The 16,163-nt window shown below is 64.0% G+C and carries 17 protein-coding genes; 4 read left to right on the forward strand and 13 right to left on the reverse strand.

Annotated features, from left to right (window positions below):
* Positions 1-38: 38 nt before the first annotated feature.
* Both NKJ58_RS27355 and NKJ58_RS27360 read right to left on the reverse strand, forming a co-directional pair.
* On the reverse strand, positions 39-740 hold the full coding sequence (locus NKJ58_RS27355) for a metallophosphoesterase family protein (RefSeq protein WP_245266110.1): 702 nt from the start codon (positions 738-740) through the stop codon (positions 39-41).
* 71 nt (positions 741-811) lie between these two features.
* A complete protein-coding gene (locus tag NKJ58_RS27360; RefSeq protein WP_023732537.1) occupies positions 812-2,719 on the reverse strand; it encodes a propionyl-CoA synthetase in 1,908 nt (635 codons plus the stop codon).
* Positions 2,720-2,937: 218 nt separating this feature from the next.
* Between NKJ58_RS27360 and NKJ58_RS27365 the strand changes: the two genes are divergently transcribed.
* The 4 genes from NKJ58_RS27365 to NKJ58_RS27380 all read left to right on the forward strand — a co-directional run bounded on the left by NKJ58_RS27365 (position 2,938) and on the right by NKJ58_RS27380 (position 5,994).
* Positions 2,938-3,735, forward strand: a complete 798-nt coding sequence (locus NKJ58_RS27365; protein ID WP_352518572.1) for a DUF2259 domain-containing protein — start codon at positions 2,938-2,940, stop codon at positions 3,733-3,735.
* A 545-nt stretch (positions 3,736-4,280) separates the two neighbouring features.
* Positions 4,281-4,568 (forward strand): PqqD family protein, encoded by a 288-nt coding sequence (locus tag NKJ58_RS27370; protein ID WP_023684213.1) that lies wholly within the window; start codon positions 4,281-4,283, stop codon positions 4,566-4,568.
* Complete coding sequence (locus tag NKJ58_RS27375) at positions 4,568-5,002, forward strand: lasso peptide biosynthesis B2 protein (protein WP_023668789.1); 435 nt, start codon at positions 4,568-4,570, stop codon at positions 5,000-5,002. The genes NKJ58_RS27370 and NKJ58_RS27375 overlap by 1 nt, the downstream gene beginning before the upstream one ends.
* Complete coding sequence (locus NKJ58_RS27380) at positions 4,999-5,994, forward strand: phosphoenolpyruvate carboxykinase (ATP) (protein WP_023694189.1); 996 nt, start codon at positions 4,999-5,001, stop codon at positions 5,992-5,994. The genes NKJ58_RS27375 and NKJ58_RS27380 overlap by 4 nt, the downstream gene beginning before the upstream one ends.
* 8 nt (positions 5,995-6,002) lie before the next feature.
* On the opposite strand, the gene NKJ58_RS27385 is transcribed toward NKJ58_RS27380, so the two are convergent.
* From NKJ58_RS27385 to NKJ58_RS27435, 11 genes are all read right to left on the reverse strand, one after another.
* The gene (locus NKJ58_RS27385; protein WP_023668787.1) at positions 6,003-7,028 is read right to left on the reverse strand and encodes a nucleotidyltransferase family protein; all 1,026 of its coding nucleotides are present in this window, start codon (positions 7,026-7,028) and stop codon (positions 6,003-6,005) included.
* Between the two features lie 448 nt (positions 7,029-7,476).
* Positions 7,477-8,463 carry a dihydroxyacetone kinase subunit DhaK gene (gene dhaK, locus NKJ58_RS27390; RefSeq protein ID WP_023694188.1) on the reverse strand — a complete coding sequence of 329 codons (987 nt, stop codon included), beginning with the start codon at positions 8,461-8,463 and terminating at the stop codon, positions 7,477-7,479.
* Positions 8,464-8,485: 22 nt separating this feature from the next.
* Entirely contained in the window at positions 8,486-8,911 is a 426-nt protein-coding gene (locus tag NKJ58_RS27395) for a hypothetical protein (RefSeq protein ID WP_023668784.1), read from the reverse strand.
* A gap of 10 nt (positions 8,912-8,921) precedes the next feature.
* A complete protein-coding gene (ptsP, locus tag NKJ58_RS27400) occupies positions 8,922-10,508 on the reverse strand; it encodes a phosphoenolpyruvate--protein phosphotransferase (protein WP_352854219.1) in 1,587 nt (528 codons plus the stop codon).
* Entirely contained in the window at positions 10,492-10,794 is a 303-nt protein-coding gene (locus NKJ58_RS27405) for an HPr family phosphocarrier protein (RefSeq protein ID WP_352854222.1), read from the reverse strand. The genes ptsP and NKJ58_RS27405 overlap by 17 nt, the downstream gene beginning before the upstream one ends.
* A gap of 21 nt (positions 10,795-10,815) precedes the next feature.
* Positions 10,816-11,205 (reverse strand): dihydroxyacetone kinase phosphoryl donor subunit DhaM, encoded by a 390-nt coding sequence (gene dhaM, locus NKJ58_RS27410; protein WP_023725850.1) that lies wholly within the window; start codon positions 11,203-11,205, stop codon positions 10,816-10,818.
* Positions 11,202-11,804, reverse strand: a complete 603-nt coding sequence (gene dhaL, locus NKJ58_RS27415; protein WP_023668780.1) for a dihydroxyacetone kinase subunit DhaL — start codon at positions 11,802-11,804, stop codon at positions 11,202-11,204. Before dhaL ends, dhaM begins: the two co-directional genes overlap by 4 nt.
* Before the next feature lie 70 nt (positions 11,805-11,874).
* Positions 11,875-13,515, reverse strand: a complete 1,641-nt coding sequence (locus tag NKJ58_RS27420) for a dihydroxyacetone kinase subunit DhaK (protein ID WP_352854224.1) — start codon at positions 13,513-13,515, stop codon at positions 11,875-11,877.
* 64 nt (positions 13,516-13,579) lie between these two features.
* The gene (locus NKJ58_RS27425) at positions 13,580-14,593 is read right to left on the reverse strand and encodes an ABC transporter ATP-binding protein (RefSeq protein ID WP_352854226.1); all 1,014 of its coding nucleotides are present in this window, start codon (positions 14,591-14,593) and stop codon (positions 13,580-13,582) included.
* The gene (locus NKJ58_RS27430) at positions 14,586-15,698 is read right to left on the reverse strand and encodes an ABC transporter ATP-binding protein (RefSeq protein WP_352854229.1); all 1,113 of its coding nucleotides are present in this window, start codon (positions 15,696-15,698) and stop codon (positions 14,586-14,588) included. The genes NKJ58_RS27425 and NKJ58_RS27430 overlap by 8 nt, the downstream gene beginning before the upstream one ends.
* Before the next feature lie 2 nt (positions 15,699-15,700).
* A complete protein-coding gene (locus NKJ58_RS27435; RefSeq protein WP_023694181.1) occupies positions 15,701-15,904 on the reverse strand; it encodes a hypothetical protein in 204 nt (67 codons plus the stop codon).
* Positions 15,905-16,163 lie beyond the last annotated feature (259 nt).

Here is a 16,163-nt window from a genome sequence, read left to right on the forward strand (position 1 = left end):
TCGGAAAGGATCACGCTCAAACGAAGAAGCACGGCAGGTCAGGAAAAGATCAGCTTGCCGAATTTACCCGCGATCCTGAGCGCTGTCAGCCGGCCGCTTTGAAAGGCGCCGGTGTCGATCCCGAGCCTTCGCCCGTCAAGCCTGGGGATATCGACCGGCGTGTGCCCATGCACCACAAAGCGGTCGAGCAGATGGGCGGTGTTGAAGAACTCGTCGCGGATGTTGAGCAGGTCCTGCTCATCCTGTGCGACCAGGTCGATACCCGGCCTGATGCCGGCATGGACGAAAACGAATTTATCCGAACAGAGCAGCACCGGCAGGCTGCGCAGAAAGTCGATATGGCTGGCCGGAATGACTTCCTTCACGCGCCGGTCGACCTCGTCGCTCGAGGCATAGAGGCTGGCAAGCCGCGCCGGATCGACCCCATAGGAAAACAGCGTCTCGCGGCCGCCGACCGCCAGCCAGCGGTCCCGCGACAGATATCCGTCGAGATAGTTCAGCATCGCCACTTCGTGGTTTCCCGCCAGGCAGACGCGCAGGAACCCTGTTGGCGGTAGCGCCAAGACATGATCGAGCACGCGCGCCGATTGCGGCCCGCGATCGATATAGTCGCCGAGCATGACGATAATCTTGCGGCCGCGAAATTGCAGCGCGTCGAGCTGGATCTTCTGCTCCAGCGACAGCAATTCCTTGTAGCAGCCATGCACGTCGCCGATCGCGTAGACGACGGTGTCGTCCATATCCATTTCCAGGCGCTCGCGCGGCGCCGGCCGGGGAGGTCTGGACCGCTGAAACAACGCCACTGGGGCTGTCAGACCCCGATGCCGCGGGCTTTGAGCGCCGCGGTGATCTCGTCAAGAATGGCGGGATCGTCGATGGTCGCCGGCATCGTCCATTCTTCCTTGTCGGCGATCTTCTGCATGGTGCCGCGCAGGATCTTGCCGGAGCGCGTTTTAGGCAGGCGCTTGATCGTCACCACCGTCTTGAAGGCGGCGACCGGGCCGATCCGTTCGCGCACCAGCCCCACCACTTCGCCTTCGATGGCAGCGGTATCGCGCGACACACCGGCATTGAGCACGACGAAGCCGAGCGGGACCTGGCCCTTCATAGCGTCAGCGACGCCGATGACGGCGCATTCGGCAACATCGGGATGCGCTGAAAGCACCTCCTCCATGGCTCCGGTCGACAGCCGGTGTCCGGCGACATTGATGATGTCGTCTGTGCGCGCCATGACATAGAGGTAGCCGTCCTCGTCGATCATGCCGGCATCGGCCGTCTTGTAGAAGCCGGGAAATTCCTCGAGATAGGCTTGCCGGAAACGCTCGTCGGCATTCCACAGCGTCGGCAGGCAGCCGGCCGGCAGCGGCAGTTTCACCACCACATTGCCAAGTGTGCCGCGCGGCACTTCATGGCCGGCATCGTCGAGCACGCGAATGTCGTAGCCCGGCATCGGCACGCCGGGCGAGCCGTATTTCACCGGCAGCAGGCCGAGGCCCGCCGGGTTGATGGTCATCGGCGAGCCGGTCTCGGTCTGCCACCAATGATCGACCACCGGCACGTTGAGTTTCTGCTCCGCCCATTTGATGGTTTCCGGGTCTGCGCGTTCGCCGGCCAGGAACAGAGTGCGGAATTTCGACAGATCGTAGTTCGGCACGAATTCGCCCTTGGGGTCCTGCCCCTTGATGGCGCGGAAGGCTGTCGGCGCGGTGAACAGCGCGACCACGCCGTGTTCGGCGATCACCCGCCAATAGGTGCCGGCGTCGGGTGTGCCGATCGGCTTGCCCTCGAACAGCACGCTTGTCGCACCATGCAGCAGCGGTCCGTAAACGATGTAGGAATGGCCGACCACCCAGCCGACATCGGAGGCCGCCCAGAACACTTCGCCCGGTCTGACGCCGAATTCGTTTTCCATCGTCCATTTGAGCGCGACCATGTGGCCGCCATTGTCGCGCACGATGCCCTTAGGCTGGCCGGTCGTGCCGGAGGTGTAGATGATGTAGAGCGGGTCGGTGGCGAGCACCGGAACGCAATCGACGTTGGCGCCCGCGGCGCGCTCGCGGGCAACGGCGTCGGCAAAATCGATATCGTAATGCTCCCTCAGATCGCAGCGCAGCTGGTCGCGCTGCAGGATCAGGCAGGCGTCCGGCTTGTGGCGGGACATTTCGATCGCCTTGTCGAGCAGCGGCTTGTAGGCCACGACACGTCCAGGCTCCAGGCCGCAGGACGCGGAGATGACCAGCTTCGGCTTGGCGTCGTCGATGCGGGTGGCGAGCTCGTGCGAGGCAAAGCCGCCGAACACCACCGAATGCACCGCGCCGATGCGGGCACAGGCAAGCATCGCGACCGCCGCTTCGGCCACCATCGGCATGTAGATGATGACGCGGTCGCCTTTGCGAATGCCGCGGTTCTTGAGCACCGAAGTCAGCGCTACCACTTCGCGCTTCAATTCGGCATAGGTGAATTTCTTGACCGTGCCGGTAATCGCGCTGTCGTAGATAAGTGCGATCTGGTCGGCGCGGCCGCCTGCGACATGGCGATCGAGAGCGTTGAAGCAGGTGTTGCAGCTGGCGCCGTTGAACCAGCGCCCGTAAACGCCCGCCTTGGCATCGAAGACGCTGGCCCACGGCGAATACCAGTCGATCGCCTCGGCCGCATCGGCCCAGAATTGTTCCGGGTCGCGTTTCCAGCCGTCATAGACCTCGTGGTAGCGTGACGCCATTCATCCCTCCTCGGGAAAACTCTCTATCTTGCAATAGCCTATGCGGGTTTTCCCGGCCACGTCTTTCCCCAAATGCCATGTCTTTCCCGAAATTTGGGGCTTGGCCGATCTCGCCTTGGCCATAAATTGCAGGCACCATGGCCGGGTTTGAAATCGGGGCAGGGCGCGCAATGACGGTACGATACGGGGTTGGATCTGCCGTTGGAGCAGCGCTGCTGTTGACGATCGTTTTCGCCGCCCAGGCCGGCGATGCCGCCGCGCGGCGCATCATCGGCTTTTCCCCCGACGGCAAATATTTCGCCTTCGAGCAATATGGCGAGCTCGACGCTGCCGTTTCCGGCTGGTCGCAGATCGACATCATCGACACAAGCACAGACGAGTTCGTCGGCGGCAAGCCGATCCTTGTCCTCGATGAATCGGAAGAGGCGACCACGACGGTGGAGCAGGCACGGGCGCAGGCCGCAAAGCAGGCCGCGCCAATCCTGGCCAAATATGCCATCGCCGAGCGCGGCACGCGCACGGCCTCCGACAGGTTCACCTTCCCGGACGACACGGTCGACTACAACGACATCCGTCGCCTCGATCAGGCCGCGCAGAAATGGCTGTCGCCGTTCTATGGCGAAACACAGATTTCGACCATCCAACTCGATGAGATCCTTGCCGACAGCAAGGAGGATTGCTCGGCAAGCTTTGATGACGCGAAGCCAAGCGACCAAGTTCTTCCGGGCGACAAGACACTTCAAGGCGACAAGACACTTGAAGGGGACAAGACGGGCAAGGCCCGCGGCTTCCGCCTGTCGCTGCAGGGGCAGGACGGCAAGCCGTTCAAGGTGCTGCACGAGGACAAGGCCGTGCCGGGCTCGCGCAACTGCCCGACTTCCTACAGCCTGTCGGAATCCTACGAATACACCCCGCCCGGCAGGCCGGCGGTAGTGGCGGTGCTGGTGCAGCGCTTCAGCCAGGGCTTCGAAGGACGCGACCGCCGCTTCATCGCCGTAACCGGCCATGCACGCTAAGCCGCGGCCCGTCTTGTGGCAGGCAGAAAAAGCTCATGCGCCCGGAGAAAGCAGGGCGTTCGTGTCGGATATCAGTCTTAAAGCGGCAAGGCCGCCAGCATCAGCCCGACGCCACCCGCAATCAATATGGCGGCTGCCAACGCTTTTCGATGACGTTCGAACGCGGTCGGCGCCCGCTCCCAGTTGTAACGCATACCCAATGCTCTCCCAAAACCCCGCGACTCCATAGCTTACTTTAGGTAAGAAAAGCAACACCTTGACCCTGCGAGATAGCTGGCTTGACCGTTTGCGGCGGTGATTCCCAGCCGCAATCACCGACTATTTCTGGGGTGCTTCCCCGTTCTCAGGCTCTGAATGATGTGGAAGTTACCACAATCTGAAATTGGATGTCTCCATTAGGCTTCGGTTGCCTGTGTCGTGAGGATGGTGGCGTTGCCGGATTGCCACAGAACGGTCAGGCCGGCTTGTTCTCCCTCTCGTCCGCGCAATGGACAGACCCGCATCGCCGCGCTATCTGCTCTCCAGGAAAATGGTGGAGGGGCTCCATGGCCCAAATCGGTTCTGAAATGGTTCTGCGGCTGGCGGACGACGCCTCGGTCCAGCATGTCGGCGATGGCGCCGTCGTGCTCTTGGCGCGCAGCGGCCAGCTTTACACCTGCAACGGCACCACCGAAGCCTTTCTCGACAAGGTGGACGGCGCCCGCAGCCTTGACCAGATCGTCGTCCTGTTGTCTGACGAGTTCGAGGTCGACAAGGGCACGCTCGACCAGGACATGGCGGCGCTGGCCGCCGAACTGGTGAGCGAAGGCATTCTCGCCGACCCGGCTCCCTGATGGTGGACGGCGTTCTCCTGCGCGCTTTGTTTCGTGTCCATTTATGGGCAAGCGCGCGGCTGATGCCGACCCTGATCGGCCGCCGCAGCTTCGAATCGGTGCTGAAATGGGCGCCGCTCAGCGCACCCACCCCTTATCGCGGCCTGTCGTCAGCCTACATCGTCGCTGCCGTCAACCGGACCGTCCGGCACCCCTGGCTGATGCGCGACCGCAGATGCCTGCGCGAGGGCCTGCTCGCCCACCGCTTCCTGCGCTTTGCCGGCTTCGATCCGGATCTGCGCTTCGGCGTCGATCCGAAGTCGATGCAGGCGCCGCGTATGTCTGCCCATTGCTGGGTCTGTCTCGATGGCCGCCCGGTGGTCTCGGACAGCCTCCCCGGCATGGTGCAGATCTATCGCCATCACGCCGATGCCGGAAAGGCGCACGCTGCTTGACCGGTCCGGCGACCACCTTCTGCTATGATCTCCAGGGCCAGGTCATCAGCATATCGGCCTCGCGGGCCGATCTCTGGCCGAGCTTCGACCTCTTGCTCGGCACGTTGCGCGTGAGCGGGCCGGTCGAGCCCGATTTCCGCGTCGACATCGTCGAGACGCGGGAGTTACCGGAATCGCCTGCCGGAAAACTCGCTTTCGACGGCGAGGTGCCGGAGGACGGCCATTGCCGGCTGATCGACGGTGGCGGCACCGTTCATCTGGTCTTTCCCGGCCTGCAGACCGTCTCGATCAATGCCGATGGAGGCTGGGCCGAGATACGAGTCCATCCCGATGCCAAGGTCAAATGGACGGTGCTGATGATGGTGCTGGATGCAGCACTTGATGCCGGCGACCAGCACATGCTGCACACCGCCGGCCTGACATTGCCCGGCCGCGAGGCGCTCGTGCTGATCCATGCGCCGAGCGGCACCGGCAAGTCAACGACGTCGCTGGCGCTGGCGTCGCAAGGTTTCGGCCTGTGCTCGGATGACGCCATGATCCTCAAGGTTTTGGCCGGTGGCGGCATCACGGCCTGGGGCTTGCCGCGCAAGGTGAAGGTCCACCGCCACACCGCGGCAATGCTGCCCTTCGTGGCGCCTTGCCTTGGCGACAAATGGGACGCCAATGGCGAGCAGGCCGTCTCGCTGGAACGTCTCGCCGAGATCATCCGCATCGAGGAAACTGTCGGCAGACCGGTTGCGGCACTGTTTCATCTCGCCCGCTCGGCGGACGCGCAAACCCGGCTCGTGCCCATGACCAGGACAGACGCCATGGTGGCGCTTGCCACCGACAATGTCAGGACCGGCATGACCGGCCTTTTGCCGGCGCAGAAGCGCCGCATGGCAACCATCGCAACGCTGGTCAAAGCCGTCCCGACATTTACCCTGGAAGTCGGCGCGAACCCGGCCGAGGCGGCCCCGCTGATCCGCTCGGCGCTGGCGGCGCGGGACTAAAGCACACTTCAGGCAGAATGCGGCTTTGGCCTGGCGAGGCGCTGGATCCAGCGGAAGGCGTCGCGGCGCAGGCGCGAATGCATCTTGTCCCTGGAATTGACGCCGAGCAGCGTATCGCCGGTGATCAGCCATTTGGCCAAAAATATCGAGAGGTCGGGCTTGATGCGGTCGGCCAGTTCGATCGCGCGCGGTGCATCAAACAGCCGCCCCGTCACATTGAGAACCGTCGCCAGTTCGAGCTCGATGCCGCTGATGCGCGCCGCCTCGAAAAGCCGGTCTTCATCCGCGGGCGACCGCAGCGCGCGCACGCCCTGCAGCACATCGACGCAAAGCTGCAGCCGGTGGAACTTGTGCCCGCCGGCGGCGTGGACAATGGCGATGGTCAGCAGCGCGGCCGGCGTGTCGGCCTCGCTGCCGTCGATGATCTGCAATTCGCGAAAGCCCAGCGACAGCCGCCGCCGCATGCCGGAATCATGCACCAGGTTGCCGTGCAGTTCGATCAGCAGGCTGGTATTCTCCTTCTCCAGCCACTTGAACTCCTGCAGATCCTGCGACTGCGCCTCGCCGCTCCAGAGCTCGAAGCCGCATCCGGCAATCACCGTGTTGGCTTCAATGATGCTGGCCGGCTCGACCAGAATGTCGATGTCGGTGAACGGCCGGTCAGCGGCGTGGCGGTAAAGTTTGCGTGCGAAGACCGGACCCTTGACGATGCGGGCCGGAACATTTTTCGCCGCCAATGCCTTCATGATGCGGTCGCCATGATATTGCAGCAGCATCGATTGGCCGGTCGCCAGCGTCGAGCGATCACGCAGTTCCGACAGCTTTTGCCGCAAGGCTGCGTCCGCAGGCAGTTGGGCGTCGCCGATCTCGCTGAGCTTGCGCAGCATGATCGGCAGCACGCCGTGGAACTCGGCATTGGCGAGCAGTGCCAGCAAGCTTTCGGCAGCAACGTCACGGCCAATGGCAACCGTCGCCTCCGGGTCGGCGAAGGTCAGCAGCAGTTTTTCATCGGCAGGCGCAAGAGATGGCAGCATCAAACCCGGATTGCGTTCGCCCACATCAGCAATTCCCGTCCGGAATTGCGTCAAACAACCAACTCAGAGGAGCGTATGTTGCAGAAAAGCATGCATGAAGCCAGCGTGTGGTGGCAGAACCAGCTCATGAATTGACTTTCCACGGTTTCGGTCCATTCTTTTGCACTTGACTGAAAAGGGTGTTTGGAATGGCCAAGAAAAAGTATGAAGCGCCCGTGCTGCGCAAGGCAGGAAAGTTGTCCAGCGTGGTGGCCGGGCCGTCGCTGCCGATACCGCGATAAGACTTCTACGGCTTCGGTTTGGATGAAGCCGGAGCGGTCGGCCGCAAGGCAAGCCGCGCTGCAGGCGGGCAATCTGTCGGCGTGACTGCGGGTAACGGTCCGTCCGGTCCCGCAGGCTAAGGCAAGTTCATAAGCCGCCTGTTCGGGATATGGGCAAGGCCCCTCCGTTACAGTCCCCAGCGCAGCGCGGCTGTGTGCACCGGCGCGTCCCACATTGACGTTACCTCGTCATCCAGCATGGTCAGCGTGATCGAGCAGCCGGCCATGTCGAGCGATGTCACGTAGGACCCGACCAGCGAGCGGGTCACCGTCACGCCCTGTTTTTCGAAGATGTTTCGGGCGCTGTTGTACATCAGATAGAGCTCCATCAGCGGCGTGCCGCCAAAGCCGTTGATGAACAACAGTGCCGGGCCTTTCGCCCTGTCGCCGAGATCGCCCAGGATCGCGGCGCAAATCTCTTCGGCGATCGCATCGGCGCTTTTCAACGTGTCGCGACGCCGGCCGGGCTCGCCATGAATGCCGACGCCGAATTCCATCTCGCCATCACCAATCTCGAAGGTCGGCCTGCCGGCCGCCGGCACCGTGCAACTGGTCAGCGCCACGCCCATCGAACGCGTCGCGCTGTTGATGCGACCGCCGAGCGCCTTGAGATCCGCCAGCGCCATGCCTTGCTCGGCGGCGGCGCCGACGATCTTCTCCACCACCAGCGTGCCGGCGACGCCGCGCCGGCCGGTCGTAAAGGACGAATTCTCGACGGCGACGTCATCATTGATCACCACCTGCAGGACGCCGTCGGCCATTTCGCCGGCCATGTCGAAATTCATCACGTCGCCTTCATAGTTCTTGACGATGAACAGGCAGCCGGCGCCGGTATCGACGGCGGCGGCCGCCGCCAGTATCTGGTCCGGCGTTGGCGAGGTGAAGACCTGGCCGGGGCAGGCGGCGTCCAGCATGCCGTGACCGACAAAGCCGGCATGCAACGGCTCGTGGCCGGAACCGCCGCCCGAGATCAGCGCCACCTTCCCCGGCTTCATCACCTTGCGGCGAATGAATTTGTGCTCCTCGCCCAGCACCAGGATGTCGGCATGAGCTGCAACGAAGCCGTTGAGGCTTTCGGTCAGCACCGTGTCGACGGAATTCATAAACTTCTTCATGTGTCCTCCCGACACAACACGATCAGCCACCACTCCTGCCGGTGATGCTGGTGATCTTCTGGATGAATTCGTTGATCGCCTTGTCGAGCGCTGCATTCTGCTTGTCGTCGCCGAAATCGGGCACGATCAGCGAGACATGCCGGGTCTTGCGCATGCCTGCCGCAACCGACATCTTGCCGGGATGCGCCAGATGATAGGCAGCCAGAAACTGATCGCGCTCGGCCGGACTGAAATGGCAGACCGAAAAAATAGCCGGCAGATGTTTTGACGGGATCGGGGTCGAATAGGCCGCGCTGGAAATCTGGGTGACGAAGCTGCGGTGCTTGCCAAGCGCGTCGGCAAGGCGTTGTCGCATACCCGACGGTCGCTGGTCGATGACCTGCGACAGGATCGTCTTGTAGGCGCGGATCGCCTCTTCGGAGCCGGCTTCTGGTGTCTTGTCGGCCATCTCAGTCATCCTAGACCGATGCATCCGAGATGGCCGCCTTGGCCATGGCGAGTTGGGCGGGAGCCACCGAGAGATCCCGCAGGCCGGCCTCGAGCAGTGCCGGGATCGATGCCGGATCGCCGCCGGCATCGCCGCACAGGCTGACTGGGATTTTCGCGCGCAGGCCAAAAGCGGCAACCGAGCCGATCAGCCGCAACACGGCGGGATGGCGGACAGAATTAAGATGCGCCACGGCTGCGTTATCGCGGGCAGCCGCCATTACATATTGGGTCAGATCGTTCGAACCGATCGAGAAGAAGGCGACATCGGCGAACGCCTCCGGCGCGATCGCCACCGAAGGCACCTCGACCATGATGCCGAGCGGCGGCATTTTTTGCGCGATGCCGCGCGCGGCAAGCCCGGCCTGCTCCTCCACGAACAGAGCGGCGGCGCGTTGGTATTCCTCCGCGACGGCGATCATCGGAAACATCACCTTCAGATTGCCGTGCACCGCCGCGCGCAGCAGCGCCCGGATCTGTACGCGAAACACCTCCGGCCTTGCCAGCGACAGCCTGATGCCACGCAGCCCGAGGAACGGGTTGCTCTCCTCGACGGTGAAGCCCGGCACCGGCTTGTCGCCGCCGGCGTCGACGGTACGGATGGTCACCGGCTTGTCGCCTGCCCATTCCAGCACCTTGCGATAGGCCTGGTATTGCGTCTCCTCGTCCGGCGGCGCCTTGCCGAACAGGAATTCGGTGCGCATCAGCCCGACCCCGTCGCAGGTCGAAATGTCGATGCCGTCGACCTCGGACGGATCGGCGATGTTGACCTGCACGCGCACTGTCGTCCCGGCCCGGGTTACCGCCGGTTTCGCGAGATAGACTCCGGCCTTGTCTCGATGTGCCACAAACGAGGACGAGGACCGGTGGAACGCTTCGATCTCGGTCGTGGTCGGCGAAAGCACGATACCGCCATGCTCCGCATCGAGCAGAGCCAGACCGACGGGATTAGCCGGCGAAGCGCCAAGCCCCACAACCATCGGCACGCCGCGCGAGCGCGCCAGCATGGCGACGTGGCTGGCGGCGCTGCCGGCCTTCAGCGCGATGCCGCCGCCGGTGCTCCAGTCGGTCTCGAGAAAGCGCGTCGGCGCGATGTCCTCGCCATAGAGAATGGCGCCCGCTGGTGGAGCGCTCTCCTGCTCCTCGGTAAGGGCGCGCAGCACGCGGTCGCGGATATCGCTGATATCGGCGGCGCGAGCCCGGAAATAGTCCTGGTCTGACGTTTCGTAGCCGGAGATCTCGGCGTCCAGCGCCTGTCGCCAGGCCATGTCAGCCGGCATGCCGGACGCGATCGCGGCAAAAGCCGGGCCGGTCAGTGCCTCGTCCCCAAGCATGGCGAGCTGGAATTCGAGAATGCCGGCGGCCTCGTCATCGGCGGTTTCGATCAGGGTCGCGAGCCGGTCCGTCGCGCTGGCGATAGCTGCTTCCAATGCGGCCTTCTCGTCCGCGGCGCTCGCCTTGCCCGTGTAGTGCGCGGTGCCGTTGTCGAGATTGAACAGCGGCCCCTCGGCGTAGCCGGCGGAGGCCGAAATGCCTTGCAGCCTAAGCGGTTCGGGCATGGCCCGCGCCTTCGTCGAAACCGCGCCGCACCAGCTCGACCAGCGCTCTCACGGCATCATCGGCGCCGTCGCCTGTGGCCCGGATGTGCAGCATGGTGCCTTTCGGCGCCCTGGCCGCCATCACCTTGACGATGCTCTTGGCGTCGAACCATGGGCCGTTGGCGGCAAGCGCAATCTCCACCTCGGCGGCAAAGCTCTTGGCAAGCTTGGTGAACTTCACCGAAGGGCGCGCGTGCAGACCTACCTCGTGGGTGATCAGGACGGTGGCCTCGGCAAATGCGGACATCAGGTCAAAATTCCCGTTCGCTCACGACGGCGACAATTCATGCGCCGTCGCCACCACTTCCTTCAGCGAGGCCCCGCCGGACGCCTCCGTCGCAGCCATCACCGCGCCTTCGACGATCGGCGCGTTGCAGACGATAATCCTGAGCGCCCGCGGCTCGCCGATCATTTCCACCGCCATTTCCGAATTGGTCTCGGCGCCGCCGAGATCGACCAGTATGGCGACGCCCGCCTCCGACCACGCCTTGTCGATGGCGCCCATGATCGCTTCGACGCTGGTGCCGAGCCCGCCATGGCCGTTTCCGCCGCACCATGCAAGCGGCACTTCGTCGCCCACCATCTGCCGCACCATGTCGGCCGTGCCTTCGGCAACCAGCGGCGAATGCGAGACGATGACGATGCCGACATTGCTCATGCTTGGCCCTCGACGGTTTCGGCGACGGTCCGCACCAGCAGCGCCACAGAGCGTCCGCCGGCATCCATATGACCGATTGAGCGGTCGCCGAGGAATGAGGCGCGACCGCGTGTTGCCTTCATCGGCACGGTCGCCTCGGCAGCCATGTCGGCGATATCTGCAATTTCCATGGCCGTCTTTCCTTCGACCAACGCGTCCTGCACAGGTTGCAGCACATCGAGCATGGTCTTTTGACCGACCTGGGATTTGCCTCTGGCGGCCACAGCTTCGATTGCCTTGCCGAAAGCAGCCGCCAGATTGGCACGATCCGGCTCTCCCGAAATCTCCTTGCCCAGCGCCAGGAACAATGTACCGAAGAGCGGCCCGGATGCACCGCCAACCGTCATCACCAGCTTGGTGCCGATCGCCTTCAGCGCCTCGGGCAGCGGCTTGGCCGAAAACGCCTCGGCATCGGCACGCAAGGCCTCAAACCCGCGCTTCATGTTCAGCCCATGGTCACCGTCGCCGATCGCCTGGTCGAGCGCGGTCAACTCTTCCGAGTGAGCGGCGATCGTGTCCGCGGCGGCGGTGATCAGCCTGGCAAGGTCGAACGCTGCCATGTCCAGATTCCCGGTTTCGATCCTGCCGGCAGTATCGCAAGAGTTTTCATTCGACAATCTAAGCATGCCGTCAGGCCGTTGCATGCAGCGCGGCGGCCGCGAACACTTCGGCCACGGCATGGGCGCCAGGGTCGACTACGCCCTGCAATTTGGTGCCGACATAGGCGGAGCGCCCGGCCTTCGCCTTCTCCATGGCCGCGGTCGCCTCGGCGCCGTGCCGTGCCGCTGTAGCCGCGGCATCCAGCCCCTTGGCATCGAGCGCCTTCAGCCCCGGCTCCAAGGCATCGACCATGGTGCGGTCGCCGACCCTCGCGCCGCCATAGAAGGTCATCCGGTCAAGCCCGGCAAGCAGCGCCTTGGACAGGGTTGCTCCGCCGTTCGAAGCCTGAGCCGCCGCCGTGAAGAAGATCGACAGCAAGACGCCTGAGGAGCCGCCCATTGCGACGCCCAGACTATCGCCTATAGCCGCAAGCGTGGCGGCAGGGTCGGCCAGCGGCAGCGCATCGAGCCGTTCCAGCACGCTGCGCGCGCCGGTCGCAACCGTCGAACCGGTATCGCCATCGCCCGCCTTGGCGTCGAGCCCGTTCAGTGTCTCTTCGAGCGCGATCAGCCGTTCGCAGACCGTGATGATCAAACGCCTGGTGCCGGAATCCTGGCTGGCCCTTTGGGCTGCGCTGTTTCCAGCCGCTTTCGCCATAGGCACGATAGCCGGCGCGACGACGGTTTTGGCCGGCATCCAGGCATGTGGGCCGACAGGCGCCAGCAAGGCTGCCTCGCGCGCCGCATCGAGCTTGATCAGCGACAGCGAAAAACCGTTCATGTTGAGCGCCGTCATCAGCGGTCCGGGGCCGATCGCAAGCTTCACGGTCTTGGCCAGCGGCGAGGCCAGCACGGCATTGGCGACCAGCGACATCTCAAGCGGCGGCACCGAGCCGAGATTGTTGATGAGCAACGCGTGGCTGGCGTTCGGGTCGAGCCGCGCGGCCAGCCGCTCCGCCATGATCGCCACCAGCTTGTCGGCGCTTTGCACCGCGATGCGCTCGACGCCCGGCTCGCCATGGATGCCGAGGCCGAGTTCGCCGTCATTTTCGCCGAACCGCTCTTCATGTGGCTGGCCGGGGATCGAGCAGGACGACAGCGACATGCCGAGCGAGACGATGTCCTTCGCCGCCGCGCGAGCGGCTGTAGCAACGGCTGCCAAGTCCTGACCGGTCTCCGCCAAATGGCCGGCGATCTTGTGCACGAACAAGGTGCCGGCGACGCCGCGCGGCTGGTTGATACCCGGCAGGGCGATGTCGTCGGCAACGATCGCCATCTCGACGCGAAACCCCTCGGCGCGCGCCTTCTCGGCCGCCAGGCCGAAATTGAGCCGGTCGCCGGTGTAGTTCTTGACGATCAGCAGGCAGCCGGCGGGGCCGGTCACCGCGCGGATGGCCGCCAGCACCGCCTCGACGCTGGGCGAGGCAAAGATCTCGCCCGAAACCGCCGCCGTCAGCATGCCCTTGCCGACAAAGCCGGCATGAGACGGTTCGTGTCCGGCGCCGCCACCGGAGACGACGGCAACTTTCGCCTTGTCCCAGTCGGCGCGCAGCACGACCTTGATCTCGGGGTAACCGTCGAGGCGCGCGAGATCGCCGGAACCGATAGTCCGCAACAGCCCGTCCAGCGCCTCGGTGACGATCGTTTCCCTGCGGCTGAAAAAGTGCTTCATCGAATTCGTCCTGTATTCGTCAATCAGAAGCCGGTGCCGTGCCCTTGGCGAGACACCGAAAACCTCACATCAGTCTTTGTCCGTCGGCGCCGAAATAAAGTGGCGAGCGGTAGCGGATCACCACTTTGTCGCCCTCGGCCAGATCCGTATCGGGGTCGGTGAGCGTCACCAGTTTCTTCGGGCCGACCGTAACATGCAGATGGTTCTGGTCCCCGAGATGTTCGACCCAGTCGACGACGCCGTCGGCATGGCCGTTTGCGGCCTTCTCGATCGACAGATGCTCGGTGCGCGCGCCGATGGTCTTGGTTCCGGTCGGCGCCCCACCATCAGGCAGCAGCCCGGCCGGCAGCAGGTTGATCGCCGGCTGGCCGAGGCGGGCCGCGACATGAAGGTTTGCCGGCTCCGAATAGATCATGCGCGGCGTGCCGATCTGCACCAGCACGCCGTCATTGAGGATGCCGATGCGGTCGGCCATGGTCATCGCCTCGATCTGATCGTGGGTGACGTACAGCATGGTGGCGCCGAGTTCGGCCTGGATACGCTTGAGTTCGAGCCTGAGATCGGCGCGCAATTTGGCATCCAGCGACGACAGCGGTTCGTCCATCAGATAGATCGATGGCTTCCGCACTAGGGCGCGACCGATGGCGACGCGCTGCATTTCACCGCCCGACAGCTTGGTCGAGCGGTTGTTCAGCTTGTGGTGGATGCGCACCATCTTCGCCACCTCTTCGACGCGGCGGCGAATCTGGTCCTCCGGTACTTTCCGCGCCGGCGAGCGCAGCGGGAAGGCGAGGTTGTCGTAGACTGACAGATGCGGGTAGAGCGAATATTGCTGGAAGACGAAAGCGGTGTCGCGCTCGGCCGGCGACAGCGTCGTCGCATCGTGGCCGCCAATATCGATCCTGCCGCCATCCGGCCGCTCCAGTCCGGCGATCAATCTCAGCGTCGTCGTCTTGCCGGCGCCGGTCGGGCCGAGCAGCACGACGAATTCGCCATCGGCGATGTTGAGGTCGAGGCCATTGACGGCGACATGATCGCCAAAGCTTTTGGTCACGCCCTTGATGTGCACGTCAGCCATGCTGCGCTCTCCCTTGAGAGGCGGTATCGTGGATCGCGGTGCGCACCGCCCGACCCGAGCCCTTGTCGAACAGCGACAGCCGCGCGCTGTTCAACGTCAGCCCGACATGATCGCCGGAAGCGAGCCGGATTTCGGCCGGCACCCGCGCCTTGATGATGCCGTCCGCCGTCTCCACCGCCACGATCTGCGTCGTGCCGAGATATTCGGTGCCGTAGATGGCGCCGCGCAGTTTCGACGCATCGTCGAAACGGATGTGCTCGGGACGGATGCCGAGCGCCATGTCGGCGGGCGCAATTTCCTCGCGCACTTCCGGCACCGCCACCTTGGCGCCCTGGACGACGATTTCCTTCGCCCCCTTCGCCAGCCCGCCACCGAAGCCCAGGAAATTCATCGGCGGCGAGCCGATGAAGTCGGCGACGAACATGGTTGCCGGGCGGTCGTAGATTTCGCGCGGGCTGCCGAACTGTTCGATGACGCCATGGTTCATGACGGCGATCTTGTCGGCCATCGACATCGCTTCCATCTGGTCGTGCGTGACATAGACGGTGGTGGCATGGATGCGGTTGTGCAGCTCGCGCAGCTCATGCACCATCAGATCGCGGAATTCGGTGTCGAGCGTGCCGAGCGGCTCGTCCATCAGGAAGCATTTTGGCCGTCGCACGATGGCGCGACCGAGCGCCACGCGCTGGCGGTCGCCGCCGGCAAGGCCCGAGACCGATTTGTTGAGCAGATGGTCGATGCGCAGCAGCTTCGCCGTTTCCTCGACACGGCTTCGAATCTCGGCCGAGGGCATGCCTTGCGCGAGAAGCGGGAAGCCAATGTTCTTGCGCACATTCATATGCGGATAGAGCGCGAACAGCTGGAACACGAAGGCGATGTCCCGCTCCCGCGCCCGGCGCATGGTGACATCCTCGCCGCCGAGCAGGATCTGGCCGCCCGTAGGCAGTTCCAGCCCGGCGATCATGCGCAGCGTCGTGGTCTTGCCGCAGCCCGACGGGCCAAGCATGACGAAGAACTCGCCATCCTCGACGATGAAGCTGGAGTCCTGCACGGCGACGAAATCGCCGAAGGCCTTTCTCAAATGTTGGACGCGGATTTCGGCCATGATTATTCCGGGAATTTCGAGACGATGATGAACATCACTGTGCCGGCGAGCATGGTGATGAAGGAGTAGGTGTAGAGCGCGAGCGCGAAAGGCTGGAACAGCATCAGGAAGCCGACGGCGATGAGCGCCGTCGCAATGTTTTCCATGAGGCCGCGCCGGGCCCAGCGAGGCCAGGATGACTTTTTGGAGATGGCTGGGCGCGTCATGCGTAGCTGCCTTCCTTCTGCCCGGCAACGGGGCGAGACGGTTGCCAGGTGGTTCCCCCACTCCGTCGCTGCTTCGCAGCGCCACCTCTCCCCCCTCCGGAGGGAGAGGAAGGGAGCCTGGCTGAATGAAGTTCGCGTCCTTCCTCTACCCCGTCGATCGGGGGAGAGGTGTAGCGCGAAGCTAGCCAGGGGTGGTGTGTATTTTTCAAAAAAAAGAGCCCACGCCACAAAAGCGGATGCGGGGTGGCGGGTTGTGGGG

This window comes from Mesorhizobium sp. M0139, assembly GCF_040322455.1.
Taxonomy (GTDB): Bacteria; Pseudomonadota; Alphaproteobacteria; order Rhizobiales; family Rhizobiaceae; genus Mesorhizobium.

Coding starts and splice junctions, on each gene's coding strand:
- NKJ58_RS27355 (WP_245266110.1), bottom strand. CDS start 740: ATGGACGACACCGTCGTCTACGCGATCGGCGACGTGCATGGCTGCTAC.
- NKJ58_RS27360 (WP_023732537.1), bottom strand. CDS start 2,719: ATGGCGTCACGCTACCACGAGGTCTATGACGGCTGGAAACGCGACCCG.
- NKJ58_RS27370 (WP_023684213.1), top strand. CDS start 4,281: ATGGCCCAAATCGGTTCTGAAATGGTTCTGCGGCTGGCGGACGACGCC.
- NKJ58_RS27375 (WP_023668789.1), top strand. CDS start 4,568: ATGGTGGACGGCGTTCTCCTGCGCGCTTTGTTTCGTGTCCATTTATGG.
- NKJ58_RS27385 (WP_023668787.1), bottom strand. CDS start 7,028: ATGCTGCCATCTCTTGCGCCTGCCGATGAAAAACTGCTGCTGACCTTC.
- dhaK (WP_023694188.1), bottom strand. CDS start 8,463: ATGAAGAAGTTTATGAATTCCGTCGACACGGTGCTGACCGAAAGCCTC.
- NKJ58_RS27395 (WP_023668784.1), bottom strand. CDS start 8,911: ATGGCCGACAAGACACCAGAAGCCGGCTCCGAAGAGGCGATCCGCGCC.
- ptsP (WP_352854219.1), bottom strand. CDS start 10,508: ATGCCCGAACCGCTTAGGCTGCAAGGCATTTCGGCCTCCGCCGGCTAC.
- NKJ58_RS27405 (WP_352854222.1), bottom strand. CDS start 10,794: ATGTCCGCATTTGCCGAGGCCACCGTCCTGATCACCCACGAGGTAGGT.
- dhaM (WP_023725850.1), bottom strand. CDS start 11,205: ATGAGCAATGTCGGCATCGTCATCGTCTCGCATTCGCCGCTGGTTGCC.
- dhaL (WP_023668780.1), bottom strand. CDS start 11,804: ATGGCAGCGTTCGACCTTGCCAGGCTGATCACCGCCGCCGCGGACACG.
- NKJ58_RS27420 (WP_352854224.1), bottom strand. CDS start 13,515: ATGAAGCACTTTTTCAGCCGCAGGGAAACGATCGTCACCGAGGCGCTG.
- NKJ58_RS27425 (WP_352854226.1), bottom strand. CDS start 14,593: ATGGCTGACGTGCACATCAAGGGCGTGACCAAAAGCTTTGGCGATCAT.
- NKJ58_RS27430 (WP_352854229.1), bottom strand. CDS start 15,698: ATGGCCGAAATCCGCGTCCAACATTTGAGAAAGGCCTTCGGCGATTTC.
- NKJ58_RS27435 (WP_023694181.1), bottom strand. CDS start 15,904: ATGACGCGCCCAGCCATCTCCAAAAAGTCATCCTGGCCTCGCTGGGCC.